General features: G+C 62.2%; 25 protein-coding genes. 17 read left to right on the top strand and 8 right to left on the bottom strand.

The window, feature by feature from the left end:
• Positions 1 to 1,515, top strand: a complete 1,515-nt coding sequence (locus HFO71_RS29350) for an ABC transporter substrate-binding protein (RefSeq protein ID WP_221988777.1) — start codon at positions 1 to 3, stop codon at positions 1,513 to 1,515.
• 84 nt (positions 1,516 to 1,599) lie between these two features.
• On the opposite strand, the gene yghU is transcribed toward HFO71_RS29350, so the two are convergent.
• Positions 1,600 to 2,475: a glutathione-dependent disulfide-bond oxidoreductase gene (gene yghU, locus HFO71_RS29345; RefSeq protein WP_168282948.1), complete on the bottom strand. Its 876-nt coding sequence runs from the start codon at positions 2,473 to 2,475 to the stop codon at positions 1,600 to 1,602.
• A 217-nt stretch (positions 2,476 to 2,692) separates the two neighbouring features.
• Between yghU and HFO71_RS29340 the strand changes: the two genes are divergently transcribed.
• Together HFO71_RS29340 and HFO71_RS29335 are read left to right on the top strand one after the other, a co-directional pair.
• Positions 2,693 to 2,941: a type II toxin-antitoxin system ParD family antitoxin gene (locus HFO71_RS29340; protein ID WP_072642369.1), complete on the top strand. Its 249-nt coding sequence runs from the start codon at positions 2,693 to 2,695 to the stop codon at positions 2,939 to 2,941.
• A complete protein-coding gene (locus tag HFO71_RS29335) occupies positions 2,938 to 3,225 on the top strand; it encodes a type II toxin-antitoxin system RelE/ParE family toxin (RefSeq protein WP_168282950.1) in 288 nt (95 codons plus the stop codon). The genes HFO71_RS29340 and HFO71_RS29335 overlap by 4 nt, the downstream gene beginning before the upstream one ends.
• 11 nt (positions 3,226 to 3,236) lie before the next feature.
• Here HFO71_RS29335 and HFO71_RS29330 read toward each other — a convergent pair whose 3' ends face one another.
• Entirely contained in the window at positions 3,237 to 4,139 is a 903-nt protein-coding gene (locus HFO71_RS29330; RefSeq protein WP_131665785.1) for an NAD(P)-dependent oxidoreductase, read from the bottom strand.
• A gap of 160 nt (positions 4,140 to 4,299) precedes the next feature.
• On the opposite strand from HFO71_RS29330, the gene HFO71_RS29325 reads away from it, so the two are divergent.
• The 3 genes from HFO71_RS29325 to HFO71_RS29315 all read left to right on the top strand — a co-directional run bounded on the left by HFO71_RS29325 (position 4,300) and on the right by HFO71_RS29315 (position 6,169).
• Entirely contained in the window at positions 4,300 to 4,767 is a 468-nt protein-coding gene (locus tag HFO71_RS29325; RefSeq protein ID WP_168282952.1) for a universal stress protein, read from the top strand.
• Positions 4,768 to 4,928: 161 nt separating this feature from the next.
• Positions 4,929 to 5,843: a DnaJ C-terminal domain-containing protein gene (locus HFO71_RS29320; protein ID WP_221988776.1), complete on the top strand. Its 915-nt coding sequence runs from the start codon at positions 4,929 to 4,931 to the stop codon at positions 5,841 to 5,843.
• A 2-nt stretch (positions 5,844 to 5,845) separates the two neighbouring features.
• Positions 5,846 to 6,169, top strand: a complete 324-nt coding sequence (locus tag HFO71_RS29315) for a chaperone modulator CbpM (protein WP_077979831.1) — start codon at positions 5,846 to 5,848, stop codon at positions 6,167 to 6,169.
• A gap of 13 nt (positions 6,170 to 6,182) precedes the next feature.
• Here HFO71_RS29315 and HFO71_RS29310 read toward each other — a convergent pair whose 3' ends face one another.
• From HFO71_RS29310 to HFO71_RS29300, 3 genes are read right to left on the bottom strand one after another with little or no spacing between them, the layout of a single operon-like run.
• On the bottom strand, positions 6,183 to 7,112 hold the full coding sequence (locus HFO71_RS29310; protein ID WP_020047717.1) for a phosphatidate cytidylyltransferase: 930 nt from the start codon (positions 7,110 to 7,112) through the stop codon (positions 6,183 to 6,185).
• Positions 7,109 to 7,729 (bottom strand): lysophospholipid acyltransferase family protein, encoded by a 621-nt coding sequence (locus HFO71_RS29305; RefSeq protein ID WP_221988775.1) that lies wholly within the window; start codon positions 7,727 to 7,729, stop codon positions 7,109 to 7,111. The genes HFO71_RS29310 and HFO71_RS29305 overlap by 4 nt, the downstream gene beginning before the upstream one ends.
• Entirely contained in the window at positions 7,726 to 8,355 is a 630-nt protein-coding gene (locus HFO71_RS29300) for a CDP-alcohol phosphatidyltransferase family protein (protein WP_025398583.1), read from the bottom strand. The genes HFO71_RS29305 and HFO71_RS29300 overlap by 4 nt, the downstream gene beginning before the upstream one ends.
• A gap of 216 nt (positions 8,356 to 8,571) precedes the next feature.
• Between HFO71_RS29300 and HFO71_RS29295 the strand changes: the two genes are divergently transcribed.
• The 6 genes from HFO71_RS29295 to HFO71_RS29270 are packed head-to-tail and all read left to right on the top strand — an operon-like array spanning position 8,572 to position 15,804.
• The gene (locus tag HFO71_RS29295) at positions 8,572 to 9,558 is read left to right on the top strand and encodes a BMP family protein (protein ID WP_131641856.1); all 987 of its coding nucleotides are present in this window, start codon (positions 8,572 to 8,574) and stop codon (positions 9,556 to 9,558) included.
• Positions 9,559 to 9,566: 8 nt separating this feature from the next.
• Positions 9,567 to 10,979: an amidase gene (locus HFO71_RS29290; protein WP_131641855.1), complete on the top strand. Its 1,413-nt coding sequence runs from the start codon at positions 9,567 to 9,569 to the stop codon at positions 10,977 to 10,979.
• Positions 10,976 to 12,508, top strand: coding sequence for an ABC transporter ATP-binding protein (locus tag HFO71_RS29285; RefSeq protein ID WP_168345683.1), 1,533 nt, complete (start codon positions 10,976 to 10,978; stop codon positions 12,506 to 12,508). Before HFO71_RS29290 ends, HFO71_RS29285 begins: the two co-directional genes overlap by 4 nt.
• Positions 12,498 to 13,547 (top strand): ABC transporter permease, encoded by a 1,050-nt coding sequence (locus tag HFO71_RS29280; RefSeq protein ID WP_131641854.1) that lies wholly within the window; start codon positions 12,498 to 12,500, stop codon positions 13,545 to 13,547. The genes HFO71_RS29285 and HFO71_RS29280 overlap by 11 nt, the downstream gene beginning before the upstream one ends.
• Entirely contained in the window at positions 13,544 to 14,488 is a 945-nt protein-coding gene (locus tag HFO71_RS29275) for an ABC transporter permease (protein ID WP_131641853.1), read from the top strand. Before HFO71_RS29280 ends, HFO71_RS29275 begins: the two co-directional genes overlap by 4 nt.
• 26 nt (positions 14,489 to 14,514) lie before the next feature.
• Positions 14,515 to 15,804: an amidohydrolase family protein gene (locus HFO71_RS29270; RefSeq protein WP_131641852.1), complete on the top strand. Its 1,290-nt coding sequence runs from the start codon at positions 14,515 to 14,517 to the stop codon at positions 15,802 to 15,804.
• Positions 15,805 to 15,865: 61 nt separating this feature from the next.
• On the opposite strand, the gene HFO71_RS29265 is transcribed toward HFO71_RS29270, so the two are convergent.
• Together HFO71_RS29265 and HFO71_RS29260 are read right to left on the bottom strand one after the other, a co-directional pair.
• Positions 15,866 to 16,564, bottom strand: a complete 699-nt coding sequence (locus tag HFO71_RS29265; protein WP_017957496.1) for a ribonuclease activity regulator RraA — start codon at positions 16,562 to 16,564, stop codon at positions 15,866 to 15,868.
• A 27-nt stretch (positions 16,565 to 16,591) separates the two neighbouring features.
• Positions 16,592 to 17,377, bottom strand: coding sequence for an SDR family oxidoreductase (locus HFO71_RS29260; RefSeq protein WP_131641851.1), 786 nt, complete (start codon positions 17,375 to 17,377; stop codon positions 16,592 to 16,594).
• Positions 17,378 to 17,474: 97 nt separating this feature from the next.
• Between HFO71_RS29260 and HFO71_RS29255 the strand changes: the two genes are divergently transcribed.
• A complete protein-coding gene (locus HFO71_RS29255; RefSeq protein ID WP_077979822.1) occupies positions 17,475 to 18,347 on the top strand; it encodes a LysR family transcriptional regulator in 873 nt (290 codons plus the stop codon).
• A 6-nt stretch (positions 18,348 to 18,353) separates the two neighbouring features.
• Here HFO71_RS29255 and msrA read toward each other — a convergent pair whose 3' ends face one another.
• Positions 18,354 to 18,863, bottom strand: coding sequence for a peptide-methionine (S)-S-oxide reductase MsrA (msrA, locus tag HFO71_RS29250; protein ID WP_131641850.1), 510 nt, complete (start codon positions 18,861 to 18,863; stop codon positions 18,354 to 18,356).
• Positions 18,864 to 19,048: 185 nt separating this feature from the next.
• Here msrA and HFO71_RS29245 point away from each other — a divergent pair, with 185 nt between their 5' ends.
• The 4 genes from HFO71_RS29245 to HFO71_RS29230 are packed head-to-tail and all read left to right on the top strand — an operon-like array spanning position 19,049 to position 23,022.
• Positions 19,049 to 20,194: an extracellular solute-binding protein gene (locus tag HFO71_RS29245; RefSeq protein WP_221988774.1), complete on the top strand. Its 1,146-nt coding sequence runs from the start codon at positions 19,049 to 19,051 to the stop codon at positions 20,192 to 20,194.
• A complete protein-coding gene (locus HFO71_RS29240; protein ID WP_020047703.1) occupies positions 20,194 to 21,084 on the top strand; it encodes an ABC transporter permease in 891 nt (296 codons plus the stop codon). The genes HFO71_RS29245 and HFO71_RS29240 overlap by 1 nt, the downstream gene beginning before the upstream one ends.
• The gene (locus tag HFO71_RS29235) at positions 21,081 to 21,908 is read left to right on the top strand and encodes an ABC transporter permease (protein ID WP_131641848.1); all 828 of its coding nucleotides are present in this window, start codon (positions 21,081 to 21,083) and stop codon (positions 21,906 to 21,908) included. The genes HFO71_RS29240 and HFO71_RS29235 overlap by 4 nt, the downstream gene beginning before the upstream one ends.
• 34 nt (positions 21,909 to 21,942) lie before the next feature.
• Positions 21,943 to 23,022: an ABC transporter ATP-binding protein gene (locus HFO71_RS29230; RefSeq protein ID WP_131641847.1), complete on the top strand. Its 1,080-nt coding sequence runs from the start codon at positions 21,943 to 21,945 to the stop codon at positions 23,020 to 23,022.
• Positions 23,023 to 23,041 lie beyond the last annotated feature (19 nt).

Below are 23,041 nucleotides of genomic sequence, written 5' to 3'. Positions count from 1 at the left end.
ATGACAAACAGGTGGAAATCAATCGGGCTTGCAGCCTTGCTCGCCGGTCTGACGCTCAGCGCAAGCTATGCCGAGGCCGCCGGTGTACTCACCATCGGCCGCCGCGAGGATTCGACGACATTCGATCCGATCAAGACCGCGCAGAACATCGACAACTGGGTGTTCTCCAACGTCTACGACGTGCTGATCCGCGTCGACAAGACAGGCACGAAACTGGAGCCGGGTCTTGCCGAAAGCTGGACCACCTCGGATGACGGGCTGACCTACACGTTCAAGATCCGCGATGCAAAATTCTCGGACGGTTCGCCGCTGACGGCGGAGGACGCGGCCTACAGCCTGCTGCGCATCCGCGATGACGCGGCCTCGCTCTGGAGCGATTCCTACAAGGTGATCGACACGGCCGTGGCGACCGACGCGCGCACGCTGACGATCAAGCTCAAGAACCAGTCCGCGCCGTTCCTATCGACGCTGGCGCTGCCGAATGCCTCGGTCATCTCCAAGAAGGGCATGGAATCGCTAGGCGCCGATGCCTATGGCGAAAAGCCGATCGCATCCGGTGCTTTCGTGGTCGAGGAATGGCGGCGCGGTGACCGCGTCATCCTGAAGAAGAACCCGAATTTCTGGCAAGCCGACCGCGTCAAGCTCGACGGCGTCGAGTGGATCTCGGTGCCTGACGACAATACCCGCATGCTGAACGTTCAGGCCGGCGAGCTGGATACGGCGATCTTCGTGCCCTTCTCCCGCGTCGAGGAGCTGAAGAAGGACCCGAATCTCAACGTCGGTATCGACGCTTCGACCCGTGAGGACCATCTGCTGATCAACCATGCGCATGGCGCGCTCGGCAAGAAGGAAGTCCGTCAGGCGCTTGATATGGCGATCGACAAGAAGGCGATCGTCGATACCGTCACCTTCGGCCAGGGCACGGTCGCCAATTCGTACGTTCCGAAGGGCGCGCTCTATTATTATGCCGACAATTTGCAGCGCCCCTACGACCCTGAGAAGGCCAAGAAGATGCTGGCGGATGCCGGTGTCTCCAACTTGACGCTGAACTATCTCATCCGCGCCGGCGACGAAGTGGACGAGCAGACGGCAGTGCTTGTCCAGCAACAGCTTGCCAAGGCCGGCATCACGGCGAAACTGCAGAAGGTCGATCCAAGCCAGGAATGGGATATGACGGTTGCCGGTGATTACGACATCTCGGTCAACTACTGGACGAACGACATTCTCGATCCGGACCAGAAGACGACTTTCGTTCTCGGCCACGATTCCAATAACAACTATCTGACCAACTACAAAAACGAGGCGGTGAAGGAACTAGTCGCCAAGGCCCGTCTCGAGCTCGACCCGAAGAAGCGCGAACAGATGTATGTCGATCTGCAGAAGATGGCAAAGGACGACGTCAACTGGGTCGACCTCTATTACAGCCCCTACATCAACGTCTCGCGCAAGAATATCGAGAACTTCTATCAGAACCCGCTCGGCCGCTTCTTCCTGGAAGACACGGTCAAGAACTGAGTTTGGGCAGCATGCAGAAGCTCCGTCGCCGTAAAGGCGGCGGAGCTTCATTTATTGCTGCGACACGTGGCTGGGGCCGCTTGCTTACTCGGCGGCCGCGAGCTTGTCCTGCGTCCTGGTGTCGAAGTCGCTGGCGTCGTGGCGTTCGTGCAATTGGCTCGAGGGCTCGCCGGAAAGGCGGTTGACCATTCGGCCGCGTTGCACGGCCGGCCTGCTGTGAATGGCGTCGGCCCAGCGCAGCACGTTCTTATAGTCCTCGACCTGCAGAAACTCGGCTGCCCCGTAGGTCCAGCCCTTCACCAACCCGCCATACCACGGCCAGACGGCCATATCGGCGATCGTATATTGGCTGCCTGCCAGATATTCGCTTTCGGCAAGGCGACGATCGAGCACGTCGAGCTGACGCTTCACTTCCATGGCGAAGCGGTCGATCGCATATTCGATCTTCGTCGGCGCATAGGCGTAGAAATGGCCGAATCCGCCGCCGAGATAGGGCGCGCTCCCCATCTGCCAGAACAGCCAGGACAGGCATTCGGCCCGCGCGCTCGGCTCGGTCGGCAGGAAAACGCCGAATTTTTCGGCGAGGTAGGTCAGGATCGCGCCGGATTCGAAGACACGGATCGGCTTTGGCCCGCTGCGGTCCATCAGCGCCGGTACCTTGGAATTGGGATTGACTGCGACGAAGCCGCTTCCGAACTGATCGCCATCGCCGATCTTGATCAGCCAGGCGTCATACTCCGCACCTTCATGGCCAAGGGCCAGCAGTTCCTCGAGCATGATGGTGACCTTCTGGCCGTTCGGCGTTCCGAGCGAATAGAGCTGCAGCGGATGGCGGCCGATCGGAAGCTCCTTGTCATGCGTCGGTCCGGCGATCGGGCGATTGATGCTCGCGAACTGGCCGCCATTCGCCTTATTCCAGGTCCAGACCTTCGGGGGTGTATAATCGGGAGAACCGCTCATCTTTCAAACTCCTGGCATTGGTCAGATAGGATCGCGATGCCAATGGGTTTGGCCACCGCATTTTTCCTGACATAGCAGAGGCGACGAGGTTTTGTCACAGGTGTCGGCGCGGTTTCACGCAATCGTCAGAGCCTTGGCCAGGGATCAGATTCACGCTGTGAAGACTGGGTTTTGTTATGTACCAAAAATTGGTATATTGGCTTAAAGGAGATTCAGCATGGCCAGAAATACGTCCATATCGCTCGGCGAGCATTTCACCAGCTTCATCGATACGCAAGTTCAGGCTGGCCGCTATGGTTCAGCAACTGACGTTGTTCGGGCCGGCCTTCGCCTACTTGAAGAACACGAAGCCAAAGTGAAGGCATTACAGGACGCCTTGATTGAAGGCGAGGAATCCGGCCCTGCCACGCCCTTTGATTTCGATGCGTTCAACGCTCGCAAACGTGCGGCGTTCGAGGCGAAATGACAGGCATCATATTCTCTCCTGCTGCGCAAACCGATATTGACAAGATTTGGGATTACACGGCGACGAGTTGGAATGTCGATCAGGCAGAACGTTACATCCAGGACATAAGAGACGCCTGCCACGAACTGGCGGAGGGAAGACGGATGAGCCGCCCATCGGATATTCGGAAAGGGTACAGAAAGGTCCCTGTTGGCTCTCATTTTCTGTATTTCAAAAGCAATGATGCGGGCCAGATCATCATCGTGCGCATCCTTCATCAAAGAATGGACGTAAAGCACCTATAAAACTGCTTCGGTCAGCGATCGATGTCGGGGCGCGCGAGGATTTCATCCAACTGCCCGACGAGCACACGGCTGCCCTCCACGTCATCAGCCATCTTGGCAAAGACATCCGCCATGCCGCGGAAGATGGTCGCGGCCGGATCATCCTCGCCAAGGAAATCGGCAATCTCCTGCATTTCGGCAACCCACCGATAGGCTTTCGGATACATGTCGGGAATGGATCTCGACAGCTTGCGGTCGATGTCGGGAAGGCTTTCGGAGAGCTCCGCCTTCAGGCTTTCGGCCGCACCGGAACGCGATGCGGCGAGCAGCATGGCGGTGCCGAGGCCGACAAATCCCTTGTTGATGCCGGCATAACACATCTTCAGTGCCGAGGCGGCGCCGAGCGGCCCGTCGAGCCTGCGGATCCGCAGGCCGCAATCCTCGAGCGGCCGGCTCCGCTCCGCGGTATCGCCACTGATATAGATGGTCGGACCTGATGTGCCGGGGACCGGCGGCCCGCCGATGATCGCCCCATCAACCACTTCCACGCCGCTGCCTTCGAAGCGTGCCGCCAAAGCCTGCATCGTTTTCGGCGCAATCGCGTTGAGGTCGATCAAGGGCGGCGGCGCTTGCATCCCCGACGATATGTCCGCGACGAGGTCGGCGACCTTGATCGCCTCCGCCGGTGGAACGATCGACAGGATCAGCTCGGCCTTCGTCAGCTCCTGGCGGCCGACCGGCACCAGGCCGGCTGCCTTTGCCCGCGCAATCGTCTGCTCGCTCCTGCCCTCGAGATAGGTCAGCACCGTAGCGCCATGGTCGATCAGCCGTCTGGCGACGGCACTTCCCATTGCGCCCGATCCGATTATCGCAAAATTCGGCATGTGAACCTCAATCAATGACGCCATCGGGTTAGAACTGTTGCCAATGGCCATATCGTCAACTGCGACGATTCAGCCGGAGGTTCGTTCCAAAGAGCTGGCAGCTTCGTGCGCGCTGCCGTTGCGGCACTTTTTCTCGATATTCGTCAATGCCGGGACGGTCGACACCGGTATGATCGGTGCTATCATTCGCATTCGAGGGTATGGATTTCAAATGTATCGGACAATCATCTGCGGCATCGGCATGGGTCCCCGCCAAACGGCCTGCCGCCTTCTGCGCCGGGCTGCTGCGCTGATGGACGAAGGCGGAAGCATCGTCGTCATGCACGTCATCGAGAATATCCCCCGCCGTCACCTGACGGAGCTTCCCGAGGAATTCGAAACGACCGCCATCGTCGATGCCGAAAAGAAACTGGCATCGCTCTGCAAGGAGCTGGGAATTCCGGCGATGGTCGAGGTTCGTATCGGCATTGCCGCCTCCCTGCTCGTCTCCAGGGCAAGGGAGAAATCGGCCGATCTTATCCTGGTTTCATCCCATGTGACCGATATCACCGACTACGTCTTCTCCTCGATCGTCGACAAGGTCGTGCGCCATGCCGGGTGCTCGGTTCTTATCGATCGGCGCCCCGATCACGCGCAGGAAGGCTCGGCGTCCCCAGCGGAAGACGCGGCGTTGTTCTAAGGGCGTTGTTCTAAGTAAGCTCTGGCGAGCTTGTGTGACAGCGGGCGCTTTGTCGGATTGACGTCGATCATAGCGGCCGGCCTCCCCTCCCCGGCGGCGGCTCGACAACCTATATCTTTCCAAGCCAACCAGCAGTATTCGCTGCCCGACCGGAGACATGTATGAGCCAGGATCCCTACGAGCTTCTGGGCGTGAAACGCGATGCGACGCAAAAGGATATTCAAAGCGCGTTCCGCAAGCTCGCCAAGAAACTTCACCCCGACCTTAACCCCGGCGACAAACGCGCTGAGGAACGTTTCAAGCAAATTTCAACGGCCTACGAGATATTGAGCGATGAGGAAAAACGCGGACGCTTCGACCGCGGCGAGATCGATATAACGGGCGCCGAGCGGGCGCAGCGCAATTATTACCGCGACTACGCGTCGAAGAGCGGGCCTGGCGATCCCTACCACAACAGCGCCGGCTTTGCCGATTTCAGCGATGCCGACGATATCTTCGCCAGCTTCTTTTCACGTCGTGCCGGCGGCGGCCAGACCCGTGGTCGTGGCCGTGACCGGCAATTTTCCATGGAGGTTGACTTTCTCGAGGCCGTCAACGGCACCAGGACGGAGGTCAAGATGCCGAATGGTCCGGCGCTCGACGTACAGATCCCGCCGGGGACGCGCGACGGCCAGACCTTGCGGCTGCGCGGCAAGGGCGAGCCGGGCATCGGCGGTGGGCCGGTGGGCGATGCCCTGATCGAAATCCGTGTGCGCCCGCACCGCTTCTTTACGCGTGACGGCGACGATATCCGCCTTGAACTGCCGATCTCCCTCAGTGAGGCCGTGCTTGGTGGCAAGGTTCGCGTTCCGACGCCATCGGGACCGGTCAATCTGACACTGCCGCCTCATTCGAACACGGGCAAGATTCTGCGTCTCAAGAGCAAAGGTGTTTCAAAACGCGGCGGCGGACACGGCGACGTCTACATCTCGCTGAAGATCGTGCTGCCCGACGCCTCGGATGAGCGGTTGACGGCCTTCATGAAGGAATGGGCGACGGCAAACTCCTACGATCCGAGAAAGAACATGGAGGCTTGATCATGGATGATCTCGAATTCCGTCTTTACTTGAAAATCGACATCGTCCAGCTCGACTTCTGGATCGAACAGGGTTGGCTGATCCCGGAGACATCAGGCGGCCAGAGGCAATTTCGCGACGCCGACGTCGCCCGCGCCCGGCTAATCCTCGACCTCATGGGAAACATGGGTGTCAATGAAGCCGGCGTCGATATCGTCATGGAGCTGGTGGACGAGTTGCACGGCCTGCGGGGAACGATGGGCAAGCTGATGACCGCCATCGGCAAGCAGGAGCAGGATGTTCAGCGCCGGCTGTTCGAGAGCCTCGAGGAGATCGACCGGTTTTAACCAGAACCAGCTTCTACGTGGTGAACCAATAGCGGACGATGTGGAAGAACAGCGGTGCGGCGAAGGTGATGGAGTCCAGGCGGTCGAGCACGCCGCCATGGCCCTCGATCACATAGCCCCAGTCCTTGGCATTGAGATCGCGCTTGATGGCCGAGAGCACGAAGCCGCCGAAGAAGCCTGCGACGACGATGACCGTGCTGACGGCAGCTGCCTGCAGCGGCGAGAACGGCGTCAGGCGATAAAGCAGCGTTCCCACGAGGATGGCCGAGACGCCGCCTCCGACCAGTCCTTCGATCGTCTTCGACGGGCTGATATTCGGCGAGAAGCGATGCTTTCCGAGGAGCTTGCCCCAGACATATTGGAAGACGTCGCTGAGCTGCACGACCACCACCAGATAGACCAGGAGAAGTGCGGACGGCGTGCCGGTCTCCAGCATGAGCAGGGCGGGAGCGTGGCTGATCGAATAGACCGTCAGCATCAATCCCCATTGCACCCTGGCGCTGCGGGCAAGGAATTCGTTGACGTCACCCGTCAAGGTCGCCACCGCCGGCAGGATCAGGAAGGCATAGACCGGAATGAAGATCGCAAACAGGCCGTACCACTCCGTTCCGAGCAGGACATAATGCAGCGGCAGCACAACGAAGAAGGACAGGAAAAGCGCCAGGTGATCGCCGCGCCGCGATGGTGTTAGCGTCCAGAATTCGCGAAGCGCCATAAAGGACAGGAATGCGAACAGGATGACCGTCGCCGTGTCGCCGAGCAGGATCGCGCCGCCGAACACCGCGACCATGATCCACCAGGAGCGGATACGGGCGTTGAGGTTTTGGACGGTGGCGACTGAACCGGGCTCGGTCGCGCGCCGCTGCAGAATGAAGCCGATAGCGGAGGCGACGGCAAGCAGGCCGAGGATCGCGGCAAGCACGATGGAGAAAAGGCTGGTCATGCGAAGTGCTTTCCGTCTGCTAACTCGATGACTGCTGCACGGGCGCGGGCCAGGAACGCGTCCTTTCCTTCGCCCGGCTCGACGCGCAGCGGCTTGCCGAAGCGCGCCGTGCAGGTGATTGGGACGATCAGCATGCTTCCCTTGGGCAGGATGCGCTGAAGATTGTCGAGATGGATCGGCACGAGATCGACATCCGGAAAACGGCATGCAAGGCGATAGATGCCGCTGCGGAAGGGGGCGATCTCCTCGCTGGCGCTTCTCGTCCCTTCCGGGAAGATCAGGATCGAACGACCCTCCTCGAGCAGGCGCTCGAGAGGCTCCAGCGGATTGCTGTCGGGCAGAGGCTTGCGGTCTATCAGGACGGCGCGCAGTCCTTTCTCCGCGATGAAGCGGCGAAAAGCGCTTGTTCCCCAATAGTCGCGCGCCGCAACCGGATGGGTCAGCCGCCGCACCGGCCAGGGCAGGGCGGCCATGACGGCGACGGTATCGACATGGCTGTTGTGATTGGCGAAATAGATGCGGCGGTGGGGATCGGGCGTGCAGCCCCGCCATTCGCTTCGGGCGCCGACCAGGATACGGACGAACAGCACGAGAAGGCGACGGATGAGCGCTATCATTGTCTCTCCAGGGAACGGGCAAGCGTTATCGTGCGTGTGATGCAGGTGACAAGGCTGCCGGCCGCGATGACCGCGCATGCCAGGATCAGCGACCAGTGGCTGCCTGATATCAGCGTCTCGACGCTCTGGGCGAGGAGGCCCGCCGTCAGCACCGCCATGCGGCGCTGCTTGGCCATGACGCCACTGAAGTCCTGGGGAAGACCGACCGATCCTCCGAAGACCCTGATATAGGCAGTGAGTGCGGCAAGCAGCGCAGCCAGCCAGCCGAGCCAGCCAAAGCCGCAGGCATAACCAGTCGCGACGAGAAACAGGCTGTCGGCCACCCGGTCGGGAAATTCGTTGTAGAGCGGCCCGCTCTTGGTTTTCTTGCCGCCTTCGATCGCGACCATTCCGTCCAGCAGATTGCAGACCAGCCGCAGTTGCACCGAGATCGCGGCACAAACCATGGCAATCGGATGTGTTTTGAAAACGATGAGCGCTGCGCCTATACCCGCGAATACGACCGATAAAAGCGAAATGCCGTTCGGTGTCGCGCCGCTCCGCGCCAGCCACGCGCTGAGGCCGATGGCCCAGGACGACGACCGGCTCGCGATCGGTCGCCGCGAGGCGCCCTCTTCTTCCCCCATTTCATATCCCTCAACCCCAATAATCCTTGCATATCCCGCCGACGTCGTCACGCCAAGACATAACACCTTGTAAATCCAGCCCATCGCCTCCGCGCTTCGACGAGCCGGCGGCGAGCATGGGTCGAACAGCCTGATTTTTAAGCCTGTTTGCTGCTTGACACATTTTTGGGCGCTACTATGATTTTTGAACCAAATGGTAAAAAAGGGGAACAATCAATGACCAAAGAAATCCTGATTTCACGCCGGGCAGTGATCGCGTCCGGCATTGCGCTTGGGGTCAGCGGCTTTGCCCCGCTGGCAAGGGCGGCTGCGCCGCTGAAGGTTGCCGGCATTCATGCGTCGCCGGTCGAAAATGCCTGGAACTCCTGTCTGCACAAGGCCCTGCAGGACGCGGCCAAGGAAGGCGTGATCGAATATGTCTTCTCCGAAGGAGTCTCCGGCACCGACTACCCGCGCGCCATGCGCGAATATGCCGAACAGGGCAACAAGCTGATCATCGGCGAGGCCTATGCGGTGGAGAAAGAGGCCCGGCAGGTCGCGACCGACTATCCCGACACCGCTTTCGTGCTGGGTTCGAGCGGCGAGCAGGCCGGCGACAATTTCGGCGTCTTTGGCACCTGGAACCATGACGGCGCCTATCTCGCTGGCATGCTGGCGGGCAAGATGACCAAGTCGAATGTCGTCGGGTCGGTCGGCGCCATTCCGATCCCCGAGGTCAACATGCTGATCAATGCGTTCGCGGCGGGCGTCAAGGCGGTCAACCCGGACGCAAAACACCTCGTCTCCTTCATCGGCACCTTCTTCGATCCGCCGAAGGCCCGCGAAGCCGGTCTTGCCCAGATCGACGCCGGCGCCGACATTCTATTTGGCGAGCGTATCGGCACAGCCGATGCCGCCAAGGAACGCGGCATCAAGTCGGTCGGCTCGCTGATCGACTATACGCCGCGTTATCCCGATACGGTGTTTGCCAACGCCATGTGGTATTTCCGCCCGATCTTGGACGCTGCGATCGCCGATGTCGCTGCCGGAAAACCGGTCGGCAGGAACTACACGTCCTACGGCCTGATGAAGGAAGGCGGCAGCGATATCGTCTTCGTGAAGGGTGTCGCGCCCGCCGAGGCCGAGGCTGCGATGGAAGCCAAACGGGCGGAGATCAAGGCCGGCACCTTCGAAGTTCCGAAGATGATGGACGAGCCGAAGTAATTCGGCTCATGCAAGGCGATGCAACAGACCTGGCGGCAGCGATCAGGCGTGGTAGCCTGAGCGCTGCGGAGGCGATGCAAGCTTCCCTTGAGGCGGCTGCGCGGCAGGAGCCGCTCGGCGCCATCGCCTATCTCGATGCCGCCATGGGCCTCGTCTCGGCAGAGGACCGCGACCGGGAGCGGCGGAGCGCGCCCAGTCGCTTTGCCGTACGGCCGTTCGCAGGTGTACCGACCTTGGCAAAGGATCTTGGCGGCCCATTCGCCGGGTTGCCGGTGACGGCCGGCTCCCGCCTGTTCGAGAGAAAGGGCGGCGAAGCGGATTCCGATCTCGCCTCGCGTTTTCGCGACGCCGGTTTCTGCCTGTTCGGCCTGACGACGAGCCCGGAATTCGGCCTGTCGCTCGCCAGCGAACCGGCGATCGGGCCCGTCTGTCGCAACCCCCTCGATCCGACACGAACCGCGGGCGGCTCCTCCGGCGGTGCGGCGGCAGCGGTTGCCGCCGGGATCATCGCGATTGCGCATGCCACCGATGCCGGCGGCTCGATCCGTGTTCCCGCCGCCTGCTGTGGCCTTGTCGGAATGAAACCGACGCGCGGCGCTATCCCCGGCGGGCCATCCTTCGGCAACCATTTGGCCGGTATCGCCAGCGAACTTGCGGTCTGCCGTTCGGTTCGGGATACCGCGCTGATATTCGACAGGCTGAGCGGCAAATCACAAGGACCCTTTCCTGACCCCTCCCGTGTCGATATCGACAACGGCCGTTTGCGGATCGGGCTGCTTGTCGATACCGGCTCAGTCTATCCGACTGAGGGTGATCGGCTCGCAGCCGTCGAGGCTGCGGCCCATACACTCGAGGGCGACGGACACGAGATCGTTCCGCTGAGCTGGGCCGAGTTCGAATTGAGCGTCGCCGCCAGTGGTCGCGCCTTCGCCGATATCGTCTCCGTCAACCTTGCGGCGCTCATCGAGGTTGCGGCTCTTGATGAAAGCAGGGCCGAGCCTCTGACGCAGGCCTTTGCGGCGCGCGGACGGGCGCTGTCGGCCACATCGCTCTGGAACACGCTGAACGAGGCCGTCCTGGTGAGCCATAAGCTCTGGGCGCTGTTCGACAGGGTCGATTGCATCGTCATGCCGATGCTGTCTTCCGCGCCTCTTGCGATCGGTTCCTTTCCATCAGATCATGCCGACACGGATCTGCATCTCGAGCGGATGACGGCATTTGCGCCGCTTGCCTGCCTCGCCAATATTTCGGGTTTTCCTGCTTTGACGCTGCCTTTCGGTCAGGATGAGCGCACCATGCCGCTGCCGGTGCAGATCATGGCGCCGATGGGTTACGAATCGCGTCTCCTATCGCTTGCAGCGCGTTTGGAGGCCGAGGGGCGATGGCAGCACCGTTTTCCCATTGCGGGACTGCCGTCATGACCGGGCCTGTGCTGGAAATAATCGGCGTCAGCAAGCGCTTCGGCGACAATCTCGCCAATGACGATATTTCCATGACCCTCGCCCGGGGCGAGGTCGTCGCCCTGCTCGGCGAGAACGGCGCCGGCAAGACCACGCTGATGAGCATTCTTTTCGGCCACTACATGCCGGATGCCGGCCGCATCCTGATCGAGGGCGCGGAGGTGCCGCAGGGCAAGCCGCGTGCGGCGATCCGCGCCGGCGTCGGCATGGTGCATCAGCATTTTTCGCTCGCACCCAATCTGAGCGTTCTCGAAAATGTCATGACCGGCACCGAAAGATTGTGGTCCTGGCGCTCGGGAACGTCGGCGGCGCGGAAGAAGCTGCTCACAATTTCCGAGCGCTTCGGCCTCAAGGTCGATCCGGATGCCCGCCTTGGCGACCTGTCGGTCGGCGAGCAGCAGAGAGTCGAGATCCTCAAGGCGCTCTACAACGACGCCCGCATCCTGATCCTCGACGAGCCGACGGCGGTGCTGACCAACATCGAGGCCGAACGGCTGTTCACGACGCTGAGGGAAATGGCCCGCCAGGGCCTGTCGCTGATCTTCATCTCGCACAAGCTCGACGAGGTGATGGCAGCGGCCGACCGCATCGTGGTCTTACGCGGCGGCAAGATGGTTGCCGAACGCAAGGCGTCGGACACCAGCAAGGCGGAACTCGCCGAACTGATGGTCGGGCGTCGCGTGACCAGGCCCGTGCGCGAGCCGTCGACACCGGGTGCCGTTGCCCTTGAAGCGGCCGATGTGACGGTGCGTATCGGCGGCGTCGACCGGTTGAAATCGATCAGCTTCCGGCTTCACCAGGGCGAGATCCTCGGCATCATCGGCGTTTCCGGCAATGGCCAGGCGGCGCTGGCGCATCTTCTCTCCGGCACGCTGGCGCGGAGTGCCGGCGATCTCATGCTGTTTGGCGAAGCCGTCGGCAATCTCAGTGTCGAGGATGTTGTCGACGCCGGCATCGGCCGCATACCCGAGGACCGCAACGAAGAGGGCGTGATCGGCGAAATGGCGATCTGGGAAAACACCGTGCTGGAGCGCATCACCTCACCGGCCTTTTCGCGCCATGGTCTCGTCAACCGCAAGGCGGGCATGGCCTTCGCGAGCGAAATTATCGACGGCTTCGATGTCCGTGGCGGCGGGCCGGCCATCCGCACCCGCCTGCTCTCCGGCGGCAATATGCAGAAGCTCATTCTCGGCCGCAACTTGCATCGGCGGCCGCGCATCCTGATCGCGGCGCAGCCCGCGCGCGGCCTCGATGAAGGAGCCGTTGCGGCAGTGCACGCACGCCTGCTCGAAGCTCGTCGGCAGGGTACCGCCGTGCTGCTGATCTCGGAGGACCTCGATGAGGTGATCGCGCTTGCCGATCGCATACAGGCAATCGTCGGCGGCCGCCTGTCGCCGCCTGTCGAGGCCGAAGACGCCGACGCCCGCGGGCTGGGGCTGATGATGGCCGGCGAATGGCAAGAGACTCGCGGGGCCGATCATGCGATTTGAGCGCCGCGAACACCGTCCACTTTCCCTGCTGATCGTCACGCCAGTGATCGCGGTGATCGCAGCGCTCGCGCTGGCCGGGATCCTGATATCAATCGCCGGCGCGCCTGTTCTCGATGCCTATTGGCGCATCGTGACCGGTGCTTTCGGCTCACGGTTGTCGGCGACCGAGACGCTGACGCGGGCAACGCCGCTGATGCTGACGGGGCTTGCCGCCGCCGTCGCTTTCCGGGCGCGGCTCTGGAATATCGGCGCCGAGGGCCAGTTCTATCTCGGCGCCATCGCCGTTGCGGCGGCAAGCTCGAAACTGCTTGGCAATCTTCCCGCCCCTATCCTCATTCCGCTGCTGCTGCTGGTCGGCGCCATTGCCGGCATGGTGCTGATCCTGATCCCGCTCTGGCTCAGGCTGCGCTTCTCGGTCGATGAAGTCGTCACCAGCCTGCTCCTGAATTTCATCGCCGTGCTCTTCGTCTCGATGCTGATCGATGGCATCCTCAAGGATCCGCTGGCCTTCGGCTGGCCGCAGTCGCAATCCGTCAGCGATCACGCCATGCTGCCGAAGCTGATCGCTCGCTCGCGCCTGCATATCGGCTTTGCGATCGCGATCGCGCTGGCGGTCGTCGTCCATTTCGTCCAGTCCCGCACCGTGTTCGGCATGCAGTCGCGCGCCGCGGGCCTCAATCCCGGCGGCGCGGTCTTCGCCGGCGTCCCGCTCGGCAGAACGTTGGTGAAAGTCGCCTGTCTCTCCGGCGGGCTTGCAGGGTTAGCGGGAGCGATCGAGGTCATGGGCGTCAAGGGTTATGTGACGACCGATCTGTCGCCGGGCTTTGGCTATGCCGGTATTGTTGTTGCCATGCTCGCCAACCTCAATCCACTCGGCGTCGTCTTCGCCGCCATTTTCACGGCCACCATGTTCGTGGGTGCGGACGGCATGAGCCGCGGCCTCGGCATCCCGACCTATATCGCCGATGTCACGGTGGCGCTGTCGCTGCTGACGATGCTGATTGCCTTGTTCTTTACCCAATACAGGATCAGGCGATGATGCAGCTGTTCGACATCATCGCTTCCGCCGGGCTCTGGGCGGCAATCCTGCGGATCGCCACGCCGCTGATTTTCGGCACGCTCGGCGCTCTGCTCTGCGAGCGGGCGGGCGTGCTCAATCTCGGCATTGAAGGCATCATGACCTTCGGCGCAATGATCGGCTGGCTTTCCGTCTATCACGGCGCCGATCTCTGGACCGGCCTGCTGATTGCGGCGCTGGCCGGCGGCGTCTTTGGCCTGCTGCATGCAGGCCTGACGGTGACGCTGGGTCTCTCCCAGCATGTCTCCGGTCTCGGCGTCACGCTGTTTGCCTCCAGCTTCAGCTATTATGTCTTCCGGCTCATCGTGCCGCTTGCCAATACCCCACCCACCATCGTGCCGTTCCAGCCGATCGCCATTCCGGGTCTCTCGACGCTGCCTTTCATCGGGCCAGCCTTCTTCACCCAGACGGCGCCGACCTATCTCGCGATCATGATCTCCCTGCTGATGGCCTACATCATCTTCCGCACGCCAGTCGGCCTTGCAATCCGCATGACCGGCGAGAATCCGCATGCGGCCGAAGCCCAGGGCGTCAATCCGATGAAGGTGCGCTATGGCGCAGTCATTGCCGGAAGCGCGCTGATGGGAATGGGCGGCGCCTTCCTGACATTGTCGGCCTTCAACAGCTTTTTCCCGACCATGGTGCAGGGACGCGGATGGATCTGCATCGCGCTCGTCGTCTTCGCCTCCTGGCGGCCGGGCCGTGCGCTGTTCGGCGCCCTGCTTTTCGCCTTCTTCGACGCCTTCCAGCTTCGGCTGCAAACCGCACTCAGCGGGCTCGTGCCCTATCAGCTCTTTCTGATGACGCCCTATATCCTTTCCATTGCCGCCCTTGCCGTCATGGCCCGCCGCGCCCGCGTTCCGCAGGCGCTGATGCAGCCCTATCGCCGCGGCGAACGCTGAAACCGCCCACATCCAATGAGGCTCCGATGTTCGATCTGATCGTCAGAAATGCAAATCTCCCTGATGGCCGAACCGGCATCGATATCGGCATCCAGGGCGGCAAAATCGCCGCTGTCGAGTGCAATCTCCAGGTTCAGGCGCAAGAAGAAATCGATGCGACAGGCCGGTTGGTCAGCCCGCCTTTCGTCGATCCGCATTTCCACATGGATGCCACCCTGTCGCTCGGCCTGCCGCGGATGAACGTCTCCGGCACCCTGCTCGAAGGCATCGCGCTCTGGGGCGAGTTGCGCCCGATCGTGACGAAGGAGGAACTGGTCGATCGCGCGCTACGCTATTGCGACCTGGCGGTGACACAGGGTCTGCTCTTCATCCGCAGCCATGTCGATACCAGCGATCCCAGGCTGGTGACCGTCGAGGCGCTGATCGAGGTTCGCGAAAAGGTCGCGCCCTATATCGATTTGCAGCTGGTCGCCTTCCCCCAGGATGGTTATTACCGCTCGCACGGCGCGATCGATACGCTCAACCGCGCTCTCGACATGGGCATCGATATCGTCGGCGGCATTCCCCACTTCGAACGGACGATGGGGGAAGGTACGGCGTCGGTCGAGGCGCTTTGCCGCATCGCCGCCGATCGCGGCCTGCCGGTCGACATGCATTGCGACGAAACCGACGATCCGCTCTCGCGCCATATCGAGACGCTGGCAGCGGAAACCATCCGCTTCGGCCTGCAGGGGCGCGTCGCCGGCTCGCATCTAACCTCGATGCATTCGATGGATAATTACTACGTCTCCAAGCTCATTCCGCTGATGGCGGAGGCCGAGATCAACGTCATCCCCAATCCGCTGATCAACATCATGCTGCAGGGCCGGCACGACACCTATCCGAAACGCCGCGGCATGACCCGCGTCAGGGAATTGATGGATGCGGGGCTCAATGTTTCCTTCGGGCACGATTGCGTCATGGACCCCTGGTATTCGATGGGGTCGGGCGACATGTTGGAGGTCGGCCATATGGCGATCCATGTCGCGCAGATGGCCGGCATCGACGACAAGAAGAAGATCTTCGACGCGCTGACCGTCAATTCGGCAAAGACGATGGGGCTTGAGGGCTACGGCCTGGAAAAGGGATGCAATGCCGACCTCGTCATCCTCCAGGCCAGCGACACGCTGGAAGCGCTGCGGCTGAAACCCAACCGGCTGGCGGTGATCCGCCGCGGCAAAGTCATCGCCAGATCGGCGCCGCGCATCGGCGAGCTTTTCCTCGACGGACGCCCGGCACGGATCGACGGCGGGTTGGATTATACACCTCGGTATTGAGGTGCGGTGAAAGCAAAAGGGCCGCGAAGCCGCGACCTCCTCAATCCGCTTGGCCTGGAGCCTACTTCTTCGAGGCCTCGTAGAGCGCCTTTGTTTCCGCGTTCATCGGGTAGAGGCCGGGCAGCGGTACGCCCTCATCGATCCTGGTCATGATCCAGGCTTCCATGCGCTCCTGTTCCGGCGCTTCGGCCAGCACCACCTCGAGCAGATCGGCTGGGATCAGCACCGCGCCGTCCTGGTCGACGACGATAATGTCGTCAGGGAAAACAGCCACGCCGCCGCAGCCGATCGGCTGCTGCCAGGCGACGAAGGTGAGGCCGGCGACCGACGGCGGTGCTGCGACGCCACGGCACCAGACCGGCAGGTTGGTGTCAAGCACGCCGGCAAGGTCGCGTACGACGCCGTCGGTGACGAGGGCGGCAACGCCTCTCTTCTGCATGCGGGCGCAGAGGATATCGCCGAAGATGCCGGCATCGGTAACGCCCATCGCGTCGACGACGGCGACACAGCCTTCCGGCATCGCTTCGATCGCGGCGCGCGTTGAGATCGGCGAGGCCCAGGATGCCGGCGTCGCCAGATCTTCGCGAGCCGGAACGAAGCGCAGGGTGAAGGCCGGGCCGACGATGCGCGGCTGGCCGGGCTTCAGGGGAACGGCGCCGCGAATCCAGACGTTCCGCAGGCCCTTCTTCAGAAGAACGGTCGTCAGGGTCGCCGTCGAGACGGTCTTGAGAATTGCTATCGCTTCAGCGCTGAGGGCCATCGGTGTTCGGTTCCAATTCGGTTTCTGTCAGATGCTCTGGATCATGCCGCCATCGACGCGGATCACCGATCCGGTCAGATAGGAGGCAGGCTCGCTCGCCAGGAAGGTGACGACATTGCCATATTCTTCCGGCCGGCCATAGCGGCCGAGCGGAATGCTGCCGGTGCTCTCAGTGACGACGTCATCGATGGAGCGGTTTTCGCGTTTGGCCTTCTGCTCGTCGAGGAAGGTGATGCGGCCGGTGGCGATCCGGCCGGGCAGGACGATGTTGACCGTGATGCCGTCGCGCCCGACCTCGCGCGCCAGCGTTTTCGACCAGCCGACCAATGACAGACGCAGCGCGTTGGAGATGCCGAGATTGGGGATCGGCGCGACCACGCCCGACGAGGTCGAGGTTACGATGCGTCCCCATTTGCGCGCCCGCATCTGAGGCAGCACGCGATCGGTAATCGCGATGACAGAAAGCACCATGCTCTGGAAATACTGGTTCCAGATCGTCGGATCCTGGCCGGAGACGGTGGTCGGCGGCGGACCGCCGGTATTGTTGACGAGGATGTCGACCGGTCCGAACTGGCGCTCGATTGCAGCGACATGCGCATCGATCGAACCGAGATCGGAAAGATCCCATTGCAGTGCCAGCGCCTTGCCGCCTTCGGATTCGATCGCAGCCGTGGTCTTCTCAGCGGCGGCGAGATCGATATCAGCCGCGGCAATACTGGCGCCTTCGCGCGCAAGCTTGACGGCAATCGCGCTGCCCAGTCCGCCACCGGCGCCAAGCACCAGGGCCGTCTTGTCCTTCAAGCCGAAATCCATTTCATTCATCTCCTCATAGGGTCGGGCCATCTTTCGGAGCAATGGATCGTAAATAAAATATCGCTTTTGCTTCGTTCAGGAGATAGAAAAACTATCGATGGACACCCGCTTTCTCGAAACCTTTATTGTCGTTGCGGAGCGGCACTCGCTGGCGGAGGCCGCCCAGCGGCTGAACCTCACGCCTGCGGCCGTTGCCCAGCGCATCCGCGCATTGGAGGCCGAGCTCGGGGTGCGGCTGCTGGTGCGCTCCGGCCGCGTCATGCGGCCGACGGAGGCGGGTTTTGCCATTCTCGAACGCTGCAGGGATCTGGTTCGCGATACACGCGACCTGAAGGCGATGGCCGGCACCGCGACGATTTCGGGCGAGATGCGGATCGGGGCGATCAATACAGCGCTGACCGGTCTCGTTCCCGACATTCTCCACCGTCTCGCCCAGGACTATCCGCTGATCGAGATCTTCCTCAAGCCGGGCGCGTCGATGGACCTCTATGCCGAGGTTTTGAACGGCGGGCTGGATGCGGCCTTCATCATCGAACCGCGATTTCCGATGCAGAAGACGCTAACCTTCAACAAGCTGCGCCAGGAACCCCTGGTGTTGATCGCGCCGCGGGACCGTGAGGGGGCGGATCCGCTCCAACTGTTGAAGACCCTGCCCTTCATCCGCTACGACCGCAACCAGTGGGGTGGTCACATCGCCGACGAATATCTGCGCGAGACCGGCATCCATCCGGTCGAGCGTTATGAGCTCGACGCGCTGGAGGCGATCGCGGTGATGGTAGACCGCGGTCTCGGAATCTCGATCGTGCCGGATTGGGCGCCGCCCTGGCCAGCGGGACTAGATGTCGTCAAGCTGCCCCTGCCCCGCTCGTCCGCTGTGCGCACCGTAGGCATCGTGGTGACGCGATCCTCGCCACGGGCAAACCTCGTCGCCGCGCTTCTGGAAACCAGCCGCGCGGCGATGGGAGCCTGATCAATTTCAGGCGCTCTTCTGGCGGACCGGCAGTTTCCAGCCGGGCCGGACAAAGTGGCAGGTATAGCCGTTTGGAATCCGCTCCAGATAATCCTGGTGCTCGGGTTCCGCCTCCCAGAAATCGCTGACCGGCACGACTTCGGTGACGACCTTGCCGGGCCAGAGGCCTGATGCGTCGACATCGGCGATCGTGTCTTTGGCGACGCGCTCCTGCTCAGGGGTGACGTAGAAGATTGCCGAGCGGTAGCTCAAGCCAACGTCGTTGCCCTGGCGGTTGCGCGTGCTCGGGTCGTGGATCTGGAAGAAGAATTCGAGGATTTCCCGATAGCTGATCCTTGAGGGGTCGAAGATGATCTCGATCGCCTCGGCATGGGTTCCGTGGTTGCGATAGGTGGCATTCGGCACATCGCCGCCGGTATAGCCGACGCGGGTCGAGATTACGCCCTTGTATCGGCGGATAAGGTCTTGCATGCCCCAGAAGCAACCACCGGCGAGGACTGCACGTTCTTCGGTCATTGGATATCTCCTTTTCCGCAAGAGATAGTATTTCCTGCCGCCGATTTCCACAGGGTGCAAAGAGCACAGCTGTGCAATTTCCCCCAGATACGCCCGATCTGTCATGTCGATGTTACGCGCCGGCGCTAGCAAGGCCTCAGACAATCCTGCGGAGGCTGAGCCTCGACACCTGATGGAGACGGGTTATGAATAGACGCGAATTTCTGATCAAATCGTCAGCTGCAGCCGGTCTGCTGGCGCTTCCGCGTTTCGCATCGGCTGCGGCCGGCACGATCGACCTCTACAGCGGTTCCGATGCCAATATCGTCGACCTCTGGAACAACGTCATCCGCCCGGCCTTCGAAAAGGCACATCCCGGCGTCGCCCTGAAGGTGACCGATGCCGGCGACAATAATGGTCTGCGCGCCATCGCCGGCCGTGCGCTCGCCGCGCTGAAGACGAAGACCGATCCGCAAGCCGACCTTTTCGAGCAGTTCGATCCGCGCCTGCCATCCGGCGGCATCGATGCCGGCCTCTGGGTGAAATTCTCCGCCGAGAACATCGAGGGCTACGACCATATCAACCCGCTTGCCTTCGATACCCCCTTCTCCCTTCCCTATCGCGGTTCGCAGGTCCTTCTCGCCTACGACACGACCAAGCTTGATCCGAAGGATGCGCCGAAAAGCTGGGATCAGCTAACCGCCTGGATCAAGGCCAATCCGGGCCAGTTCATCTACAACCGTCCTGACAAGGGCGGTTCGGGCGGAAACTTCGTCCGCCGTGCGATCCATGAGGCCAATGGCCGCGATCCGAAGAAGTTCAAGATCGACAACTTCACCGCCGACTTCGCCACTGAGGCGCTGACGCCGGCCTGGAAGATCCTCAACGACCTCGCCCCGGCGCTCTATGACAAGGGCGCCTATACGGCCGGCAACACCCAGTCGATCCAGCTGCTCGCCCAGGGCGTCGTCACCATGGTGCCGGTCTGGTCGGACCAGGTGCTGCAGGCAATCTCCCAGGGCGTACTGCCTGATACGACCGGCTTGGTGCAGCTTAGCGATCTTGCCCTTTGCGGCGGCTTCTCCAGCATCACCGTCTTCTCGAACGGCGCCAACAAGGATGCGGCCCTGAAGCTTGCCGCATTCATGCTGACGAAGGAAATGCAGGAAGCGATCATCACCGGGATCGGCGGTTTCCCTGCCGTCTCCTGGGACCACATCTCCGACGATCTCCGCAAGAAATATGCCGACGTCATTCCGGCGACCATCCCGACCTTCCCGGGTGGCGATTGGGAAAAGGCGATCGCTGACGGCTGGTATCGCAACGTTGCTCCGGGCATCAGCCGCACCTGATGTCCACTGATACTGCGCCGGCGGTTCTGCGCCGTCACCGGTCCATCAACAGGGGGAGCTCTATCGGGCTCCTCCTCGTTGCCCTGCCGGTCCTCCTGCTCGCATGGCTGATCGTCTTTCCGATCTTTTCGGCGGTCGTCGGCACGATCTTCGTTCGAGGCCCTGACGGCGCGACGGAATTCTCGCTTGCCTCCTATCGCTTCTTCTTCACCGACGGCTACAGCCTCGGCAATCTGTGGCTGACGCTTTGGACCACCGCCGTCTGCGGCATTCTGCTTCTGGCGATCGGCCTTCCGATCGCGCTTTATCTCCGGTTCTCGCAAGGACGCCTTGCCGCCTATGTGCAGGCTCTTGCGATCTTCCCGATGTTCGTGCCGTCGATCATTCTCGCCTATGCGCTGATCAGGACGATCGGGCCGAACGGCACCGTCGATCTGCTGCTGAATGCCGTCAGCCTGCCCAAGCTGCGCACGCCCTATCTGACGCCGTGGGGACCGGTCATCGGCCTCGTCTGGGATAATCTTCCCTTGACGGTGCTGATGCTGACGGCGGGGCTTTCCTCCGTTTCGAACAGCGCCATCGAGGCCGCCCGCGATGTCGGCGCAGGCCCGCTCCGGGTATTCATCTCAATCATCCTGCCGCGCATGGGCAATTCCCTGCTGGTGACCGCGTCCTTCGCCGTGCTCGGCATCTTCTCCGCCTTCACCCTGCCCTATGTGCTCGGCTCCGCATCGCCGGAGATGATGGGGCCGTTCATGCAGCGCACCTTCGCCGACATGAACGACCCGCTGAACGCCATGACCCAGGCCGTCATCACCTTCGGCTTCTGCCTGGTCTTCGGTATCTTCTATATCAGGTCGATCGCCCGCAACCGCGAGGCCCAGCCATGAGTGCCGGCAGATCGGGCACGGATCTTCGCTTCGACTGGATCGGCATGCTCTTCGCGTGCCTGCTGACGCTGTTCATCGCGCTGCCGCTGATCGTCGTCGGAACATGGGCCTTCACCGAGGTCTGGCGTTATCCATCGGTGATCCCGCAGCAGTTCGGCCTGCGTTTCTGGGGCCAGACGTTGGCGCGTCCGGATGTCTGGGACGCGCTCTTCCTCAGCCTGCGGCTGACGACGACGGTGACCATTCTTTCCGCCGTGATCTGCCTTCCCGCGGCTTACGCCTTCGCGCGCATGCGTTTTCCCGGCAGGAACATCCTGTTCCTGTCGTTCCTCGCATCGCACGCCTTCCCGAAATTCGGCCTACTCGTCGCCATTGCCGGCATCTTCCTGCAGTTCGGCCTGATCAGCACTTTCTGGGGCGTCGTGCTGATCCAGCTTGTCGGCACGCTGATGCTGATGATCTGGATTCCGGTCGCAGCCTTCCAGAATGTCGACCGGCGCATGGAAGAGGCGGCGCGCGATGCGGGCGCCACGCCGCTGCGCGTCTTCTGGTCGATCACCCTGCCGCAGGCTGGACCCACGATCGCCGCCGCACTGCTTTTGACTTTCGTCGGCACCTTCTACGAGACCGAAGGCGCCTGGTTGATCGGCGCGCCTCAGGTTCGCACCATGCCGGTGCTGATGATCAGCTTCATCAACAACCAGATCGTCGTGCAATACGGCGCCGTACTGTCAGTCATGCTGTGGGTGCCGTCCTTCATCGCGTTGATGTTTGCACGCCGCGTGATCGGCACCGGCGCCTTTGCGAGAGGCTTCGGCGCATGAAACGCCACGCGTTAGTCCAGGGAAGGGTTTGAGAATGGCACATCTGGCGATCGAGGGCGTTTCGAAGCTGTTCGCGACGACCTTTGCCGTTCGCGACTTCTCGCTCGAAGTCGGCGACGGCGAGCTCGTATGCCTGCTCGGCCCATCCGGTTCCGGCAAGTCGACGCTTCTCAGGATGATCGGCGGCTTCGAGCGACCGAGCGGCGGAACCATCCGCATCGATGCGAAGGATGTGACGACGCTGCCGCCCGAGCGGCGCCCGACCGGCATGGTGTTCCAGAGCCATGCGCTCTGGACGCACATGGACGTCTTCAACAATATCGCTTTTGGCCTGAAGCTTCGCCGGCTGCCGAAAGCGGAAATCCGTGAGCGTGTCGAGGCTGCACTTAATCTGGTCGGCCTCGCTGATTACGGACGCCGGATGACGGCGCAACTGTCAGGCGGCCAGCAGCAGCGTGTCGCCCTTGCCCGCTCGCTCGTGCTCGAGCCGAAGATCCTTCTTCTCGACGAGCCCTTCGCCAGCCTCGACCAGCATCTGCGCGAGAGGCTGCGGGAGGAGGTGCGCGATATCCAGCAGCGCCTCGGCATCACGACGCTCTTCGTCACACACGGTCAGGACGAGGCCTTAGCGCTCGCCGACCGCATCGTCGTCATGCGCGACGGACGCACGGAGCAGATCGCGCCGCCAAGCACCATCTATCGACAGCCGCAAACGGCCTTCGTCGCCGGTTTCATCGGCTCGATGAATTTCGTCCAGAGCCGCGTTAGAAACGGTGTCTGCGAGCATCCGCTCTTTTCGCTTGCCGTTCCCGTCGGGGACGGGCCGGTGACGCTTGCCACCCGCCCGGAAGCGCTGACGATCCGTCCCTCCGACCGGCCGGACGCGGCAACCGTCCACCGCGCCGTCGATTTCGGCACCCACAAGATGGTCGATATCGATCTTGCCGACGGCACCCGCCTGAAGGCGATGGTGGCGCCGGACGATCGGATCCGGGCCGGGATGAGGGTCGAGCCGAGCTTCGCCGGCTTTTTCGTCTTTCGCGACAACGAGCTGGTCCATCAGTCGATGCCGGCAAACGGCGATGTGGAGATCGAAGAGCTCCTGCGGGTTTAGACGGTAGGAATGCGCCGGT

Source organism: Rhizobium laguerreae (assembly GCF_019778565.1).
Taxonomy (GTDB): domain Bacteria; phylum Pseudomonadota; class Alphaproteobacteria; order Rhizobiales; family Rhizobiaceae; genus Rhizobium; species Rhizobium laguerreae.
The sequence above is the reverse complement of the archived record's forward strand: the minus strand, read 5'-3'. Positions and strand labels throughout refer to the sequence as shown.